At 66.6% G+C, this 16,483-nt stretch carries 14 protein-coding genes and 1 tRNA gene; 10 read left to right on the top strand and 5 right to left on the bottom strand.

Translation table 11 applies throughout. The features are described 5' to 3' along the window. Window positions 1-63 precede the first annotated feature (63 nt). Window positions 64-921 (bottom strand): thioredoxin, encoded by an 858-nt coding sequence (trxA, locus tag ACZLIB_RS16680; RefSeq protein ID WP_049463215.1) that lies wholly within the window; start codon window positions 919-921, stop codon window positions 64-66. Window positions 922-1,046: 125 nt separating this feature from the next. On the opposite strand from trxA, the gene ACZLIB_RS16675 reads away from it, so the two are divergent. From ACZLIB_RS16675 to ACZLIB_RS16640, 8 genes are all read left to right on the top strand, one after another. Then, complete coding sequence (locus tag ACZLIB_RS16675) at window positions 1,047-1,649, top strand: DUF998 domain-containing protein (RefSeq protein WP_164080896.1); 603 nt, start codon at window positions 1,047-1,049, stop codon at window positions 1,647-1,649. A gap of 105 nt (window positions 1,650-1,754) precedes the next feature. Beyond that, the gene (gene leuS, locus ACZLIB_RS16670) at window positions 1,755-4,397 is read left to right on the top strand and encodes a leucine--tRNA ligase (protein ID WP_121504589.1); all 2,643 of its coding nucleotides are present in this window, start codon (window positions 1,755-1,757) and stop codon (window positions 4,395-4,397) included. 136 nt (window positions 4,398-4,533) lie between these two features. Beyond that, window positions 4,534-5,118: an LPS-assembly lipoprotein LptE gene (locus tag ACZLIB_RS16665; RefSeq protein ID WP_032128984.1), complete on the top strand. Its 585-nt coding sequence runs from the start codon at window positions 4,534-4,536 to the stop codon at window positions 5,116-5,118. A 9-nt stretch (window positions 5,119-5,127) separates the two neighbouring features. Then, window positions 5,128-6,165 carry a DNA polymerase III subunit delta gene (gene holA / locus ACZLIB_RS16660; protein ID WP_032128985.1) on the top strand — a complete coding sequence of 346 codons (1,038 nt, stop codon included), beginning with the start codon at window positions 5,128-5,130 and terminating at the stop codon, window positions 6,163-6,165. A 3-nt stretch (window positions 6,166-6,168) separates the two neighbouring features. After that, a complete protein-coding gene (nadD, locus tag ACZLIB_RS16655; protein WP_478468179.1) occupies window positions 6,169-6,834 on the top strand; it encodes a nicotinate-nucleotide adenylyltransferase in 666 nt (221 codons plus the stop codon). A 58-nt stretch (window positions 6,835-6,892) separates the two neighbouring features. Continuing rightward, window positions 6,893-7,303, top strand: coding sequence for a ribosome silencing factor (rsfS, locus tag ACZLIB_RS16650; RefSeq protein WP_005418109.1), 411 nt, complete (start codon window positions 6,893-6,895; stop codon window positions 7,301-7,303). 64 nt (window positions 7,304-7,367) lie between these two features. Further along, a complete protein-coding gene (gene rlmH / locus ACZLIB_RS16645) occupies window positions 7,368-7,838 on the top strand; it encodes a 23S rRNA (pseudouridine(1915)-N(3))-methyltransferase RlmH (RefSeq protein WP_005418108.1) in 471 nt (156 codons plus the stop codon). A 22-nt stretch (window positions 7,839-7,860) separates the two neighbouring features. Continuing rightward, a tRNA-Asn gene (locus ACZLIB_RS16640) sits at window positions 7,861-7,937 on the top strand. Window positions 7,938-8,069: 132 nt separating this feature from the next. On the opposite strand, the gene ACZLIB_RS16635 is transcribed toward ACZLIB_RS16640, so the two are convergent. The 4 genes from ACZLIB_RS16635 to ACZLIB_RS16620 form a co-directional block, all read right to left on the bottom strand. After that, window positions 8,070-9,491: a basic amino acid/polyamine antiporter gene (locus ACZLIB_RS16635; RefSeq protein ID WP_478468177.1), complete on the bottom strand. Its 1,422-nt coding sequence runs from the start codon at window positions 9,489-9,491 to the stop codon at window positions 8,070-8,072. A gap of 138 nt (window positions 9,492-9,629) precedes the next feature. After that, window positions 9,630-12,464 (bottom strand): TonB-dependent receptor, encoded by a 2,835-nt coding sequence (locus ACZLIB_RS16630; protein ID WP_478468175.1) that lies wholly within the window; start codon window positions 12,462-12,464, stop codon window positions 9,630-9,632. A gap of 191 nt (window positions 12,465-12,655) precedes the next feature. Continuing rightward, window positions 12,656-13,306 (bottom strand): energy transducer TonB, encoded by a 651-nt coding sequence (locus tag ACZLIB_RS16625; protein ID WP_049462718.1) that lies wholly within the window; start codon window positions 13,304-13,306, stop codon window positions 12,656-12,658. Window positions 13,307-13,522: 216 nt separating this feature from the next. Continuing rightward, window positions 13,523-14,260: an SIMPL domain-containing protein gene (locus ACZLIB_RS16620; protein WP_182266489.1), complete on the bottom strand. Its 738-nt coding sequence runs from the start codon at window positions 14,258-14,260 to the stop codon at window positions 13,523-13,525. Between the two features lie 131 nt (window positions 14,261-14,391). On the opposite strand from ACZLIB_RS16620, the gene ACZLIB_RS16615 reads away from it, so the two are divergent. Together ACZLIB_RS16615 and rng are read left to right on the top strand one after the other, a co-directional pair. Further along, entirely contained in the window at window positions 14,392-15,000 is a 609-nt protein-coding gene (locus ACZLIB_RS16615; protein ID WP_478468174.1) for a Maf family nucleotide pyrophosphatase, read from the top strand. Next, window positions 14,993-16,480, top strand: a complete 1,488-nt coding sequence (gene rng / locus ACZLIB_RS16610; protein ID WP_010482960.1) for a ribonuclease G — start codon at window positions 14,993-14,995, stop codon at window positions 16,478-16,480. The genes ACZLIB_RS16615 and rng overlap by 8 nt, the downstream gene beginning before the upstream one ends. Window positions 16,481-16,483 lie beyond the last annotated feature (3 nt).

Raw genomic sequence — 16,483 nt, 5'->3', positions numbered from 1 at the left:
CCGCCATCCCGCGCATTATTGCCCGCGTTCAGTGCAGGGATTCTGAACGAAGTGGGTTCCCGTTCAGAACAGCAGGGAGGCCATCCGGCGGCGGTACTGGCCGACCAGGTCCTCGTCGGAGATCACATTGAAGGCGTCGATCAGGGCCTTGCGCGGCAGTCCGTCCTCGAACGTGCGGTCGATCCGCAGCATTTCCAGGAACTGGGCCAGCGCGGCTTCGTCGTGGCCACCGAGCAGCAGCTGTACGCCACGCAGGTGGCGTGCCTTGAGGTCCTTGCCATCGGCGGCGATGCGCGCGTCCAGCACTTCGGCGGCCGGGGCGTCCTTCAGGGCCGAGGCGAAGGCCAGCCGGGCGCGTGCACGCACGGCACGGTCGTCGGTGGCCAGGTTGGCGGGCAGGCCATCGATCAGCAGACCGGCTTCATCCACGCCACCGATCTGCAGCAGGGCCAGCGCCAGGTCGAGCTTCAGCTCGTCCTTGTCCGGCTCGGCGGCGATCTGCGCGCGCAGCACGTCCACCTGCGCCTGCGGGTCCAGCGGCGCTTCGTCTTCGGCGACGGCGTCGCCGATGTCGGCCGGCACGATGCCGTGCTGGGCCAGGAATTCACGCAGCTGGCCTTCCGGGATGGCCCCCGGGAAGCCGTCCACCAGCTGGCCGCCCTTGACCAGGAACACGGTCGGCACCGAGCGGATCTGGAAGGCGGCAGCGATCTGCTGTTCCTTGTCGACGTCGACCTTGGCCAGTTCGAAGGCGCCGTTGTACTCGGCTGCCAGCTTTTCCAGCATCGGCCCGAGGGTCTTGCACGGCCCGCACCAGGTGGCCCAGAAGTCGACCAGCACCGGCGTCTGCAGCGACTTCTGCAGGACTTCGGCCTCGAAGGTCGCAGTGGTGGCGTCGAATACGTAGGTCGTCTCGGTCATGGGGGAAAGCATCGTTTGGCGTCTGGAGACTGATTCTATGGTGACGATCGATGCCGGTCTCAACCCGGGTTGTAGTAAATGCCTGACAATGCCGCCTTCCTGTCGCCGTCCTTTCCGGAGCCTGCATGTCGTCCCTGTCCCCGTTGCTGCGCCTGTCCGGTCTGGTCGCCGCACTGCTGTTCGTGCTGGCGGTGCTCGGTTTCGGCGCCGGCCTGGATGGCTACGCACAGGCTCGCCACCCGGTGGCGCTGCTGGGAGCACAGGGGGTGCCGCATGCGCTGGCCTTCAATCTGCTGGGCTTGGTGCTGCCGGGCCTGCTGGCGGTGGTTGTGGCCGAGTGCCTGCGCCGTGGGCTGCCGGCAACCGCCGGCTGGGCGCCCCGGGTGGGCAGCCAGATGCTGCTGCTGGCCGGGTTGGCGTTCGCCGCGATGGGGCTGCTGCCGCTGGATGTGGATGACCTGCACGGGCCGGCCAGCCAGCTGCATGCCAGCGCCTGGATGATCTGGGTGCTGGGTTTCGTTGCCGGGACCCTGTTGCTGGGCACGTCGCAGTTGCGCCAGGCGCATGGCCGCGCGCTGGGCGCAGTGGCGCTCGCCTGTGGCGTACTGGCCGCGCTGGCGGCGTTTGCCCTGCAGGGCGTGTTGGCGGCGCCGCTGGCACAACGGCTTGCGTTCGCCTGCTGGACGGCCTGGCTGGCCCTGGCCCTGCCGTTGTCGCGGCCGCGCTGAGACCGGCCTCGGGCGCTCGCGGAGCCGGCCTTCAGCGGGCGGGATTGGAGACGTTTGCCGCACTGCGGTACGCTGTACCGCTTTGCCGCCGCATCCGCGTGTTCCATGACCAGCGCTGAAACCAACGCCTACGACCCGCAGCAGGTTGAATCCGCCGCCCAGCAGTACTGGGACGCCACCCGTGCCTTCGAAGTCGACGAGACTTCGGACAAGCCGAAGTACTACTGCCTGTCGATGCTTCCGTACCCGTCCGGTGCGCTGCACATGGGCCACGTGCGCAATTACACGATCGGCGACGTGATCAGCCGCTACAAGCGCATGACCGGCCACAACGTGCTGCAGCCGATGGGCTGGGACGCGTTCGGCCTGCCGGCGGAAAACGCCGCGATCAAGAACAAGACCGCACCGGCGGCCTGGACCTACAAGAACATCGAGCACATGCGTGGCCAGTTCAAGGCCATGGGCTATGCCGTTGACTGGTCGCGCGAGTTCGCCACCTGCCGCCCGGACTACTACGTCCACGAGCAGCGCATGTTCACCCGCCTGATGCGCAAGGGCCTGGCCTACCGCCGCAATGCGGTGGTGAACTGGGACCCGGTCGACCAGACCGTGCTGGCCAACGAGCAGGTGATTGACGGCCGCGGCTGGCGCTCCGGCGCCCTGGTCGAGAAGCGTGAGATTCCGCAGTGGTTCCTGCGCATCACCGATTACGCCCAGGAACTGCTGGACGGCCTGGACGAGCTGGACGGCTGGCCGGATTCGGTCAAGACCATGCAGCGCAACTGGATCGGCCGCTCCGAGGGCCTGGAAATCCAGTTCGACGTACGTGACGTTGACGGCGGCGTGCTGGATCCGCTGCGCGTGTTCACCACCCGTCCGGATACCGTGATGGGCGTGACCTTCGTGTCGATCGCCGCCGAACATCCGCTGGCGCTGCATGCGGCGAAGAACAACCCGGAACTGGCCGCGATGCTGGCCGACCTGAAGCAGGGTGGCGTGTCCGAGGCGGAACTGGAAACCCAGGAAAAGCGCGGCATGGACACCGGCCTGCGTGCGCTGCATCCGGTCACCGGCGAGCCGGTGCCGGTGTGGGTCGCCAACTTCGTGCTGATGGGCTACGGCACCGGCGCGGTGATGGCCGTTCCGGGCCATGACCAGCGCGACAATGAAGTGGCCAACAAGTACGGCCTGCCGATCAAGCAGGTGATCGCGCTGAAGGATGCGCGCACTGAAGAAGAGCGCACCTGGGATGGCAGCCGCTGGCAGGACTGGTACAGCGACAAGAGCCGTGCCTTCGAGCTGGTCAACTCGGCCGAGTTCGACGGCCTGGATTTCCAGGGCGCTTTCGAAGCCCTGGCCGAACGATTCGAGCGCAAGGCCCAGGGCCAGCGCCGCGTCAATTACCGCCTGCGCGACTGGGGCGTGAGCCGCCAGCGCTACTGGGGCTGCCCGATTCCGGTGATCTACTGCGCCAAGTGCGGCGCGGTGCCGGTGCCGGAAGAACAGCTGCCGGTGGTGCTGCCGGAAGACGTGGCATTCTCGGGTACCGGTTCGCCGATCAAGACCGATCCGGAATGGCGCAAGACCACCTGCCCGGAATGTGGCGGTGCGGCCGAGCGCGAGACCGACACCTTCGACACTTTCATGGAGTCGAGCTGGTACTACGCCCGCTACACCTCGCCGGGTGCCCGTGATGCTGTCGACAAGCGCGGCAACTACTGGCTGCCGGTCGACCAGTACATCGGTGGCATCGAGCACGCGATCCTGCACCTGATGTATTTCCGCTTCTACCACAAGCTGCTGCGCGACGCGCGGATGGTGGACAGCAACGAACCGGCGCGCAACCTGCTGTGCCAGGGCATGGTGATTGCCGAGACCTACTACCGCCCGAACCCGGATGGCTCGAAGGACTGGATCAACCCGGCCGATGTGGAAGTGCAGCGCGACGAGCGCGGCCGCATCACCGGCGCGACCCTGATCGCCGACGGCCAGCCGGTGGTGGTCGGTGGCACCGAGAAGATGTCCAAGTCGAAGAACAACGGCGTGGACCCGCAGGCGATGGTCGACAAGTACGGCGCCGACACCGTGCGCCTGTTCTCGATGTTCGCCGCGCCGCCGGAACAGTCGCTGGAGTGGAACGAAGCCGGCGTGGATGGCATGGCCCGCTTCCTGCGCCGCCTGTGGGCCCAGGTGCAGAAGCATGCCGCCGATGGCGCCGCTCCGGCGCTGGATGTTGCAGCACTGGATGCCAACCAGAAGGCACTGCGCCGCAAGACCCACGAGACCATCGGCAAGGTCGGTGACGACTATGGCCGCCGCCACAGCTTCAACACCGCCATTGCCGCGGTGATGGAACTGATGAACGCGCTGGCCAAGTTCGAGGACGGCAGCGCGCAGGGGCGCGCGGTGCGCCAGGAAGCGCTGCAGGCCATCGTGCTGCTGCTCAACCCGATCACCCCTCACGCCAGCCATGCCTTGTGGCAGGTGCTGGGCCATGGCGAGACCCTGCTGGAAGACCAGCCGTTCCCGCAGGCCGATGCCGGTGCGCTGGTGCGCGACGCACTGACCCTGGCCGTGCAGGTCAACGGCAAGCTGCGTGGCACCATCGACGTGGCAGCCGACGCCGCGCGCGAGCAGGTCGAGGCACTGGCCCTGGCCGAGCCCAACGCGGCCAAGTTCATGGAAGGCCTGACGGTGCGCAAGATCATCATCGTGCCGGGCAAGATCGTGAACATCGTCGCCGCCTGATGTACCCCGTACCGGCCACCCGCGTGGTGGCCGGTACCATTCCGGTGCAGGGCCCGGCGTTTGATGGCCCTGCATTCACGCGGCTTCGGGCACGCTGTGTGTTGCCGTGATCGCCCGGCTCCGCCAGACTGTCTCCATGACCCGAATCCTGCTTGCCCTCGTTCTTGTCCTCGGCCTTGCCGGCTGCGGTTTCCATCTGCGCAACAAGCTGATGCTGCCGACCGACACAGCACCGGTGAAGGTGGTTTCCACTGCGCCGTACAGCGAACTGGTCAAGCTGCTCAACCGCAGCCTGCTGGCCTCCGGCGCCAGGCTGGCCGATGAGGACAGCAAGGAGCCCAGCGCCCAGCTGCAGGTACTGTCCGAGCGCTGGGGCGACCTGCCGATCGCCATCGACTCGCAGGGCCGTGCGCAGGAATACAGCCTGCGCTACGCGGTGATCTTCATCTTCCGTCGCGAAGACGGCAGCGAACTGGTGCCCCAGCAGGTGATCGAGCTGTCGCGCGACTACGTGTCGCCGCCGACCGACGCCACCGGTACCACCACCGAACGTGAAATCCTGGCCAATGAACTGCGCCGGGAAATGTCCGCCTCGATCATCCGCCGCATCGACAGCGTGGTGCGTGCCGAGATCGAGAAGGGCGGCAGCCTGTCGGCGCCGAAGGACAAGCCCATCGAAGGCGCGGTACCGGCCGAGCCGGTCCCCGCAGCCAAGCACTGAGCCGCGCGCATGGAACTGCGTCCGGAGCAGCTGGCCAGCCAGGGCGCTGATACCGCGCTGGCGCCGGTCTACCTGATTGCCGGCCCGGAAACCCTGCGCGTGCTGGAGGCGGCCGACGCCATCCGCGCACGTGCGCGCGCCTCGGGCATTGGCGAACGTGAAGTGTTCGACGCCGATGGGCGTGATTTCGACTGGAACCAGCTCGACGCCAGTTTCAATGCCCCCAGCCTGTTCAGCGCCCGTCGCCTGGTCGAGGTGCGCCTGCCCAGCGGCAAGCCGGGCAAGGACGGTGCCGAGGTGATCAGCCAGTTCTGCGCCAATCCGGCGCCGGACGTGGTGTTGATGATCACCGCCAACGAATGGAGCAAGGCGCACCAGGGCAAGTGGGCCGAAGCGGTCAACCGCATCGGCGTGCTGTCGGTGGCGTGGGCGATCAAGCCGCACGAACTGCCGGACTGGATCGAGCGCCGCCTGCGTGGCAAGGGCCTGCGCGCGGACCCGGCCGCCGTGCAGCGCCTGGCCGAGCGGGTGGAAGGCAACCTGCTGGCTGCCGCCCAGGAAATTGACAAGCTGGCGCTGTTGGCCGATGGCCAGCCGCTGGATGTGGAGCGCATGGAGTCGCTGGTGGCCGACGCCGCCCGCTATGACGTGTTCCGGCTGGTGGAGGCGACATTCTCCGGGCAACCGCCGGCGGTGCTGCGCATGCTGGCCGGCCTGCGAGGCGAGGGTGAGGCGGTGGCTGCGTTGATGCCGATGGTGATCCGCGAGCTGCTGGCCGGTGCTGGCCTGGCCCGGGTGCAGGCCCGTGGTGGCAACCTGGCCGCCGAAATGAAATCGCGCGGCATCTGGGAATCGCGGCAGGCACCGTACAAGCGCGCGCTGCAGCGGCATCCGGAAAGCAAGCGCTGGGAGCGCTTCGTGGCTGAAGCGGGACTGGTCGACCGTATCGCCAAGGGGCGCGCCGACGGCGATGCCTGGCTGGCGCTGGAGCGCCTGCTGGTGGCTGTGGCCGAACCGCGTGCCGTGCGCCTGCTGGCGCGGGCCTGAGCAATGAGCCTGCGGATCTACTACGGGGGCACCTTCGATCCGGTGCACCTCGGGCACCTGGCGATCGCGCGGGCTGCCCGTGACGAACTGCAGGTTGCCGTGCGCATGCTGCCGGCGGCCGATCCGCCGCACCGTGCCGTGCCCGGCGCCACGGCCGAGCAGCGCTGCAGCATGCTGTCGCTGGCCATCGGCGACGAACCGGGCCTGCTGCTGGACCGGCGCGAGCTGGATCGCGCGGTGCGTTTCCCCGGTCGGCCGTCCTACACCGTGGACACCCTGCGCGAGCTGCGCGGCGAGCTGGGGCCGAGCCGGCCGCTGGCCTGGCTGGTCGGCGCCGACAGCCTGCTTGGCCTGTCCCGCTGGCACGAATGGGAGGCGTTGTTCGGGCTGGCTCATTTCGTGGTGGCGGAGCGCCCGGGTAGTCCGTTGCAGGCCGCGGTGGATGGCGAGCTGGGCCGGGCGCTGGAAGGGCGTTGGGCCGACACCGAGCAGGCCCTGTTCGCCAGCCCGGCCGGGCGCATCCTGCGCCTGCACCACCCGCTGCGCGAGGAATCGGCCAGCGCCGTGCGCTCGCAGATCGCCGCCGGCGGCCCCTGGCGCGCCCTGCTGCCACCCGGCGTGGCGGACTATGTGGCTGCACACGGGCTGTACCGCCCGGGCAGGCCGTGAATGGCGCAGCGGCGCCATCCCCGTATAATCGCCCCCACGTTTATCGAGTCGATCCACTTTGAGCAACCAGACCCAGCCCCAGACCATCAAGGTCGATCTGCCCAGCCCGCCGCCGTCCGTGCCGGAACTGCTGGCCAGCGTCCGCCAAGCCACCGAAGACCTGAAGGCCAAGGACCTGGTCGAGATCGACGTGCGCGGCCGGTCCAGCGTTGCCGACTACATGATCGTCGTTTCGGGCACCTCGACCCGCCACGTCAAGTCGATTGCCGACGAAGTCGTGCGCTTCGCCAAGAACATCGACGTGATGCCGCTGGGCGTGGAAGGCGAGCGCGAAGCCGAGTGGGTGCTGGTCGACCTGGGCGACGTGATCGTCCATGTGATGCTGCCGCGCGTGCGTGAGTTCTACGCGCTCGAGCGCCTGTGGACCGTCGGCGACCAGCCGCCGTCCAGCGACGACGAAGTGGCCTGAGCCACGCGTTGATGCATCCCTTCGACGGCGCCGATGGCGCCGTCGACGTTTTGGAGGACCGTTGATGAAAGCCCGCCTGATCGCCACCGGTGAACGCGCCCCCAGCTGGGTGGCGCAGGGCTTCGCCGAGTACCAGAAGCGGCTGTCGCACTGGCTGCCGTTCGAGCTGGTGGAAATCGAGCCCGGCCTGCGTGGCAAGGGGCGCGATCCGCGTCGCGCCACCGAAGATGAAGGCAAGCGGGTCATCGCTGCGCTGCCGAAGAATGCCTATGTGGTGGCGCTGGACGTGCCGGGCCGCCAGCTCAGTTCCGAACAGCTGGCGCAGCGCCTGGAACACTGGCGCGGGCAGGGAAGGGACCTGGCGTTCCTGATCGGTGGCCCGGAAGGGCATTCGCCGGAGGTGTCCGCGCTGGCCGATGAGAAGTGGTCGATCGGCCCGCTGACGCTGCCGCACATGCTGGTGCGCCTGGTGGTGGCCGAGCAGCTGTATCGGGCTGCCGCAATGATTGCCAATCACCCCTACCATCGCGCGTGAAGAGTGGTTATACTAGTCGTCTGCCCGAATAGCTCAGCCGGTTAGAGCACTTGACTGTTAATCAGGGGGTCGTTGGTTCGAGTCCAACTTCGGGCGCCACCTTGAAAAACCTGCATCGCGAGATGCAGGTTTTTTTTTGCGTCTTTGTAGCGTCGAGGTTGCGCGACTGCTGTTGTGGAGCCGAGCCATGCTCGGCTGCTGCGGATGAACCAGCCGAGCCTGGGCTCGGGTCTACAGCGCGAGATTGCCTCGCCAGAACGCCACCAGCGTGGCGATCGCCACGATCAGGATCGCAGCGAACAGCACCCCCTCCCAACGCGTGAATACCTGTTCGCCGCGTTGGCGCCTGGTCAGTGCGAACAGCACCACACCGGGCACGTACAGCAGCACCGACAGCAGCAGTTTGTCCAGGCCACCGGCATACACCAGCCACAGCGCATAGGCGCTGGCCAGCAGTGCGACCACGAAATCGCGCCAGCGCACGCCTGGTTCACCGGCATAGGCCTGCCCACGCCAGGCCAGCTGCACACCGAACGCGGTGGACAGGAAGTAGGGCACCAGGCTCATCGACGCGGCCAGCAGCACCAGCCCGGTATAGCTGCCGGAATTGACCAGCACCAGCAGCAGGAACAACTGGATCAGCCCGTTGCTCAACCACAGTGCATTGGCCGGCACCCCGCGCACGTTCTCACGCCCCAGGAAGGCCGGCATGGTGCCGTCACCCGCGGCGGCATAGAGCACTTCGGCGCACAGCAGCACCCAGGCCAGCAATGCACCGAGAACGGAGATGATCGAACCGATGATGATCACCGTCGCGCCCCATTCGCCGACAATGGCTTGCAGCACATAGGCCATCGACGGATTAGGCAGTCCGGCCAATTCCGCCTGCGACAGCACGCCCATCGACAACAGGCTGACCAGCACCAGCAGCAGCCACACGCCGAGGAAGCCGATCACCGTGGCGCGCCCCACGTCGGCACGGCGTGCGGCGCGCCGCGAGTAGATGCTGGCGCCCTCGATGCCAATGAACACCCACACGGTCACCAGCATCATGCCGCGCAGCTGCTGGCCGAGGTCGCCGAGTGCAGGCGCGCCGAGGAAATCGGCGCGGAACACGTCCATGCGGAACGCGCCGGCGGCCAGGACCAGGAACAGGGCGATCGGCAGCAGCTTGGCCACGGTCACCAGGCCGTTGACGATGGCTGCAGTGCGCAGGCCACGCAGCACCAACAGGTGTACGGTCCACAACAGCAATGACGATGCGGCCACGGCGGCCGGGGTATTGCCTTCGCCGAACACGGGCATGAAGTGGCCCAGGCCACTGAAGATCAGCACGAAGAAGCTGGCGTTGCCGAGCACCGAGGCGACCCAGTAGCCCCACGCAGCGGAGAAGCCGATGTAGTTGCCGAAGCCTTCGCGTGCGTATGCGTAGATGCCGGTATCGAGATCAGGCCGGCGGTTGGCCAGTGCCTGGAATACGAAGGCCAGCATCAGCATGCCCGCGCCGCTCAGGGCCCAGCCGATCAGCGCGGCGGCAGGCCCGGCGCTGCGCGCCACGTTCTGCGGCAATGAAAAGATGCCGGCGCCGACCATCGAGCCGACCACCAGTGCAGTCAACGCGGGCAGGCCCAGGCGTTGCGAAGTTGCGGCCATGCGGATCCCCTGCGGCGGTGATGCCGCGTGCACACGGTAGCCATGTGCCCGTGAACATGCCTGCAAGGGGCGGAACGATGAAGGCCCGGGCAGCTGCCCGGGCCTTCGAAGTTGTTGCGTTGAAGGGTGTTGCCTGTATTACTTGAAGGTGTACTTGGCACCGACGGTGAAGTAGCGACCGATGGCACCACTGAAGTGCAGCGGGTTGTAGTTGACACCGCCGTAGGTGGACGGATCCAGCGGCGCGATGCGATCGAACACGTTCTGCACCGAGGCGTTCAACTCGAAGGCTTCAGTGATGTTCCAGCGGCCCGACAGGTCGAAGGTGGTGAACGAGGAGATCTTCTTGACGTCCGTTCCGTCTGCATACGCGAACAGATAGGAGCCGTTCGGACCACGGAAGTCCTTGTTGTCCATCTTCGAGATGTAGTTGGCAACGCCGCTGACGCTCCACGGACCCTGCCTCCAGGTGGTGCCGAAGTTGATGCGGTCCTTCGGGGTGCCGATGCAGTTGGTCACGTCGCAGTTGCCGTGAGTACCCGCGTAGTCAACCGTCACGTCGGCATCGGTGCGCTCAAACTTGAGCACATGGCTCCACTGCAGGTCCATCTCCAGCTGGCCCGGGCCGATGTCGAAGGTCTGGCGGATATCGGTATCGATACCCCGGACCCGGGTCGATGCGGCATTGATGTACTGCGTGTTGACTGCCAGGATGCTGCCGGTGCCGGGCACGCCGTTGAGCAGGTTGCTGTCACGCAACACGTTGCCGGCGGCGATGGCTTCGGAGGTGCTGCCCTGGGCAATTTCGTTGGTGCGCTTGATCTGCCAGGCATCGATGGTCAGCGAGGTCGTGGACGTCGGCTGCAGGACGATACCAACCGAGTAGCTCTTGGACTCTTCCGGCTTCAGATCCTTGTTCGGGCGGGTGATGATGGCCACCGGCAGGGCACCGCAGTCATCCCCGGTGGCACCCGGTGCAGGGTTGCCGTTCGGGCAACGTACCGGATCGGACGCGTTGGAGAACGCTGCCAGGCCACCATCGCCGTTCTCGGCCGGGTTGGGTGCCCGGAAGCCTTCGGCGTAGCTGCCACGCAGTGCGATCCAGTCGGCCGGGGTCCACTTGATGCCGATCTTCGGCGTGGCCTTGCCTTCACCGCTCTCGTACTTGTCGTAGCGAACCGCACCGGACAGTTCCAGGGTTTCCAGCACGGGCGCAGACAGCTCAACGTAGCCTGCGTACACGTTCTGGGTGCCGTCGTAGGCCGAGTAGCCCAGGCCGATGATCTGGCCCTTGTCGGTGTAGGTCTGCGGGGTCAGGCTGTTGCTGGTCTTGCGCCATTCGGTACCCAATGCCAGGCCCAGCGGGCCACCCTTCAGGTCCATCAGGCTGCGCGACACGGTGAAGTCGAACATGTCCAGGCTGGACTTGGCGCGGGCGCTGATATCCGGCGAGATGAAGTCGTACAACGCCTGCGAGTTCATGCCCGCGTTGTCACCGATGCGCCAAACACCACCGGCGCAGTTCGGGTTGGCCAATGCGCAACGTACGTTGTCGTAGTTGAGGAAGCCGGTGCGCTTGTTGACCAGATCAGTGCCCGAGTGCAGATAGGCGGTGTCGTAGCTCCAGTCGCCCCAGTTGCCCTTGACGCCGACCAGGAAGCGGGTGAACTCATTGGTGTTGTTGGTCACGCGGGGACCGACATCCCACGCCGAATAACGCAGGCGCGAGGCCTGGCCGGGAATGGGATTGTCAGGATGATTCGGGCCCAGCACCACTGCGCCCGGGCCACTGTTGCCGTTGACCGGGCCTTCGGGGAAGCCCCAGCTGCCGGATACGCCGGACGGGGTGTTGCTGAAGGTGGTCTCTTTCTTCGAGTAGCCGATTTCGGTGTAGATCTCGCCACCTTCACCAAACGCGAAGCTGGCACGGCCAAACACGTTGACGTACTTCTCTTCCGGGGTCAGATCGCGATACAGCTGGTTCGGATCCCACAGGCAGCCCTGCGCCTGTGCAGTAGCCTCGGTCTGGCCGGGAATGGTGGTCAGGCCAGCACAGCCCGGCAATGCGACCAGGAAGGCAGGATTGTCCTTGGTCACATTGCGATCGTCATACACCGAACCGTTCGGACCAACACCGCCGCGGGTCTTGCCGCTGAGGAAGGCGCCGCCGAGGAACTGGGCGTTGTTGCCATAGCCCCACGGGCGGGTATCGCCGGTACCGATCCACTTGCGGTTCTTGCGATCACTGATCTTGATCGCGTCGGTCTTTGCCACATCCAGGCTGAAGAAGGCATTCCAGCCGTCGGTGGCCAGATCGCCGGTACCGGCGGTCAGGGTCGCCTTCTTCGCGTCGCCATCGCTGTCGCCAGACAGGCCGTAAGAGGCGCGAAGGATCGCGCCCTGGAAATCGCTGCGCAGGATGATGTTGACCACGCCGGCGATTGCGTCGGAACCATAGATCGCCGAGGCGCCGTCCTTCAGCACTTCCACGCGTTCGACGGCGTCGAGCGGGATGGTGCTCAGGTCGGTGAAGACCTTCTGGCCGTCATCGGCCAGGCCGTAGGTGGCCATGCGGCGACCATTCAACAGGACAAGGGTCGAACCCGCGCCCAAGCCGCGCAGCGAGATGCCGGCACCACCGCCGGCAAAGCCGTTGCCGAAGGTCTTGGGAATGGAGCCGGAACCGTCGGCGGTCAGTGTCTGCAGGTACTCGGCAACCGTGGTCTTGCCCGTACGGTCGATTTCCTGGCGGGTCACCACCTGCACCGGGGACGGTGTTTCAGTGTTGGTGCGCGGGATGTTCGAACCGGTGACCGTGATGCGGTCCAGGTTGGTGGCCTTTTCCTGCGCGAAAGCGGAGGTGGAAGCCACGGCGCCAACCAGCAGCAGCGTGCCGCCGGTAAGGATATGGGTGATGGACGATGCCAGGGTGGTGCGGCGGCGGCTGGCGGGCCGTTGGATCAGGTGTTTCACAGCTTCTCTCCTAACTGGAAAACCGTAGCGTTGAGGGCTGTCTCCGGAAGATTCCGGGACGGACCAATCTAGGTTTCCGACAGGTGACGAAGTCGTGAATTTTTGCTTAATCAATAACAGTTGATCCTGTTCCGTCCGTACCCGTCCGGACGGAAGCGCCGGCCCGGCAAGCAGCCGGGCCGGCGATCACCTCAGTCCGGCAGCGAGAACTGCACCGGCACCATGCCGATGGCCGGCACGGCCACGCCATCACGCTGGGCCGGCTCGAAGCGCCAGTGCCTGAGCACCTGTTGGCGTGCGGCCTGGTCCAGGCTGCGCGAGCCACTGCTGCGCTCGATGCTGACCACCGCCGGCTGCCCGTGGGAGTCCACCTCCACCCGCAACAGCACCGTCCCCTGCTCGCGGTTGCGCAGTGCCGCCAGCGGGTAGGCCGGCGGCGGGGCGCTGCGGTACTGCAGCTGGGCGCCGGCCAGAGGCGTGGAGGTATCGATGCTCGGTGCCAGCTGGGGCGGGGCCGGTTCGGCGGCCGGCAGTGCGATGCCCTGGGTCTCCTCCACGGTCGCGGTGGGTGCAGGCAGTGGCGGTGCTACCGGCTGTGTCCGGGGTTTCGGCACCACCTGGACGATCTCTTTCGGCGTGATCGGAACCGGCGGCGTGGGCGGTGGCGGGATCTTCTCGATCAGCCTGACCGCAGTCTTGTCACGTGGGACCTGCACGGCCTGGTAGGTCGCCGGGATCAGCAGCAACAGGAAGGCCAGCAGATGCAGGGCGATGGCCGCGCTCCAGGCGGCAACGCGGGCGGGGTCGAAATGCGGGGATGCAACGGGATACGTACGAACCATGGTCCACCTCCATGCCAGTGACGAAGTCCTCAACGCACCAGGGCCCGTGGCGGGGTTGCCGCACGCGGCTGGCAGTCCATCAGTAGCGCGACAGGGCGGCCACTGCCTAGAGGCAGGGGGGCGATCGTTGGGCTGGCCTTCAGCCAACGCCGGCTGCGGGCATGAAAAAGGCGGACCCCCTGCGGGATCCGCCTTTGTCGGCAATGGCGAACGGGATCAGCGACCCAGTTCGAACACCACGTCCAGGTTGACCGAGACGGTCGACTCACCCGGTGCGACCGGGGTGGCCTTGTCCATCGCCGCGCCGGCCGACATGGTGCGCATCATCTGCATCGGGCGGAAACCGCCGTTGCTGTTCTCGGAAATGCTGACGATGCGGCGCACCTGCAGGCCCAGCGACTTCGCATAGGTCTGGGCGCGGGCCTGGGCCTTCTTCAGTGCAGCCAGGCGCGCTTCGTCGTAGACCGGTTCCGGCTGGTCGATCTCGAAGCTGGGGCCGTTGATCTGGTTGGCGCCCTGCGCAGCCAGTGCGTCCAGCACCTTGCCCAGCTTGGCGATGTCGCGCACCTTCAGACTGACCGTGTTGCTGGCCTGGTAGCCGGTGATCTTCGGTGCTTCGTTGTCGGCATAGCGGTACTGCGGGTTGAGGCTGACGCCACTGGTCTGCACGTCGCGCTCGGCGATGCCGGCGGCCTTGATCGCGGCCAGTACCTTGTCCATCTGCTGGGCGTTCTGGCGCATGGCGCTGTTGCCATCGGCGGCCTGGGTGACCACACCGGCCGACAGGGTGGCCACGTCCGGGACGCGGGTCGCCTCGGCATTGGCCGAGATGTTCAGCAGGGTGCCTTCGGCCGGGGCGGCGATCGACGGCGACGACGGGGCAGCATGGGCGGTCATCGAGGTTCCAAGGGCGAGGGACAGGGCGAGCAGCAGCGGGGTGGCGGTCAGGCGCATGGAGAACTCCTTGTTGTGCCGTTGAGGGTGGTGTCGTAGCGATGAACGCGCTGTGAGCCCGTTCGGGGTTGCGCACGTTCCGGGACGGGTTGCCGACGATTCAGGTGGCGGCCTCAGGTTATGCTGTGCCGATGCTCTATCTTGCTTCCCGCTCCCCCCGACGCAACCAGCTGCTGGCCCGACTCGGACGCCCCTTCCAGGCCCTGGACCTGGAGGTCGTCGAGCAGCGCGCGCCCGCTGAAAGCGCCGAACAGTATGTCTGCCGGGTCGCCGCCGACAAGGCGCGCGCCGGGCTGGCCCGGATGCTGGCCGATGACCCGCAGGCGCGCGTGCTCGGCTCGGACACCGAGGTGGTGCTGGATGGTGACGTGTTCGGAAAGCCCACTGACGCCGCCGATGCGCGGGCGATGCTGACGCGCCTTGCCGGGCGTACCCATCAGGTGATGACCGCCGTGGTGGTGGTCGGCGCGGACGGGCTGGACAGCGAACTGGTCATTTCCGAAGTGACCTTCGCCCCGATCGACGCTGCCGACATCGCCGCCTACGTGGCCACCGGCGAGCCGTTGGACAAGGCCGGGGCCTACGCCATCCAGGGCGGGGCCGAGCGCTGGATCGAACATCTTTCCGGCAGCTACTCCGGCGTCATGGGGCTGCCATTGCTGCATACCGATCGTCTGCTGGCGCGCTGCGGCGTGCCGGCCACAACTGCCGATGCCGCCAGGGAGGCTGCCGATGTCTGAGGAAATCCTGGTCAATGTGACCCCGCGCGAAACCCGGGTCGCGGTGATCGAGAACGGCATGCTGCAGGAACTGCACATCGAGCGCGGTTGGCGCCGGGGTGTGGTCGGCAACATCTACAAGGGCAAGGTGCAGCGGGTGATGCCCGGCATGCAGGCCGCCTTCGTCGAAGTCGGGCTGGAGCGTGCCGCGTTCCTGCATGCCAACGACGTGGTGCGGCCGGCGCCGGTGGCCAGTGCCGATACCGAGAACACCACGCTGCCGCCGCCATCCAGCGTGCCGATCGTCGAGCTGCTGCGCGACGGCCAGGACATCGTGGTGCAGGTGGTGAAGGACCCGATCGGGACCAAGGGCGCACGCCTGACCACCCAGATCAGCATTCCCTCGCGCTACATGGTGCTGCTGCCGCAATCCAAGGTCGTGGGCGTTTCCGCACGCATCGAGGATGAAACCGAGCGCGCCCGCCTGAAGGCGCTGGTGACCGAACTGTCGGCGCAGCACGGGGGCTACGGCTACATCGTGCGTACCAATGCCGAGGGCCAGCCGGCAGAGGCCATCGCCGAGGACATCGCCTACCTGTCGCGCGTTTGGAACGTGGTCGAGCGTCGTGGCCGCGAAGCGGCCTCGTGCAGCAACATCTATGAAGACCTGAGCCTGCCGCTGCGATCGGTACGCGACCTGATCCGCAAGGACGTTGACAAGGTGAAGGTGGACTCCAAGGAGACCTTCGCGCAGTTGCAGGCCTTTGTTGCCAAGTACATGCCGGTGCTGGCCGAGAAGATCGAGCTGTACAGCGGTGATCGCCCGATCTTCGACATGTTCGGGGTGGAGGACGAGATCGGCCGCGCGCTGGACAAGCAGGTGCCGCTGAAATCCGGTGGCTACCTGGTGATCGACCAGACCGAGGCGATGACCACCATCGACGTCAACACCGGTTCGTTCCTCGGCCAGCGCAACCTGGAAGAGACGGTGTTCCGCACCAACCTGGAAGCGGCACAGGCGGTGGCACGGCAGCTGCGGCTGCGCAACCTGGGCGGCATCATCATCATCGATTTCATCGACATGGACGATGCCGAGCATCGCCGCCAGGTGCTGCGCACCCTGGAAAAGGCGTTGGCCCGCGACCATGCCAAGACCACGGTGTACGACTTCTCGCCACTGGGCCTGGTGGAGATGACCCGCAAGCGCACGGTGGAAAGCCTGGAGCGCCAGCTGTCGGAAACCTGCCCGCAGTGCAGCGGCCGCGGCAGCATCAAGACCACCGAGACGGTGACCTACGAGATCTTCCGCGAGATCACCCGTGCCGTGCGCCAGTTCGATGCCGCGCGCCTGCTGGTGATCGCGTCGACCAAGGTGGTCGCGCGCATCACCGACGAGGAATCCGCGGCGGTGGCCGAGCTGGAGGAATTCCTCGGCAAGAGCATCCGCTTCCAGGCGGACGAGCAGTACCTGCAGGAGCAATTCGATGTCGTTCTGCTCTGATCC

The sequence above is a fragment of the Stenotrophomonas sp. 220_Sma genome, from assembly GCF_056487375.1.
The sequence above is the reverse complement of the archived record's forward strand: the minus strand, read 5'-3'. Positions and strand labels throughout refer to the sequence as shown.

Coding starts and splice junctions, on each gene's coding strand:
- trxA (WP_049463215.1), bottom strand. CDS start 921: ATGACCGAGACGACCTACGTATTCGACGCCACCACTGCGACCTTCGAG.
- ACZLIB_RS16675 (WP_164080896.1), top strand. CDS start 1,047: ATGTCGTCCCTGTCCCCGTTGCTGCGCCTGTCCGGTCTGGTCGCCGCA.
- leuS (WP_121504589.1), top strand. CDS start 1,755: ATGACCAGCGCTGAAACCAACGCCTACGACCCGCAGCAGGTTGAATCC.
- ACZLIB_RS16665 (WP_032128984.1), top strand. CDS start 4,534: ATGACCCGAATCCTGCTTGCCCTCGTTCTTGTCCTCGGCCTTGCCGGC.
- holA (WP_032128985.1), top strand. CDS start 5,128: ATGGAACTGCGTCCGGAGCAGCTGGCCAGCCAGGGCGCTGATACCGCG.
- nadD (WP_478468179.1), top strand. CDS start 6,169: ATGAGCCTGCGGATCTACTACGGGGGCACCTTCGATCCGGTGCACCTC.
- rlmH (WP_005418108.1), top strand. CDS start 7,368: ATGAAAGCCCGCCTGATCGCCACCGGTGAACGCGCCCCCAGCTGGGTG.
- ACZLIB_RS16635 (WP_478468177.1), bottom strand. CDS start 9,491: ATGGCCGCAACTTCGCAACGCCTGGGCCTGCCCGCGTTGACTGCACTG.
- ACZLIB_RS16625 (WP_049462718.1), bottom strand. CDS start 13,306: ATGGTTCGTACGTATCCCGTTGCATCCCCGCATTTCGACCCCGCCCGC.
- ACZLIB_RS16620 (WP_182266489.1), bottom strand. CDS start 14,260: ATGCGCCTGACCGCCACCCCGCTGCTGCTCGCCCTGTCCCTCGCCCTT.
- ACZLIB_RS16615 (WP_478468174.1), top strand. CDS start 14,392: ATGCTCTATCTTGCTTCCCGCTCCCCCCGACGCAACCAGCTGCTGGCC.
- rng (WP_010482960.1), top strand. CDS start 14,993: ATGTCTGAGGAAATCCTGGTCAATGTGACCCCGCGCGAAACCCGGGTC.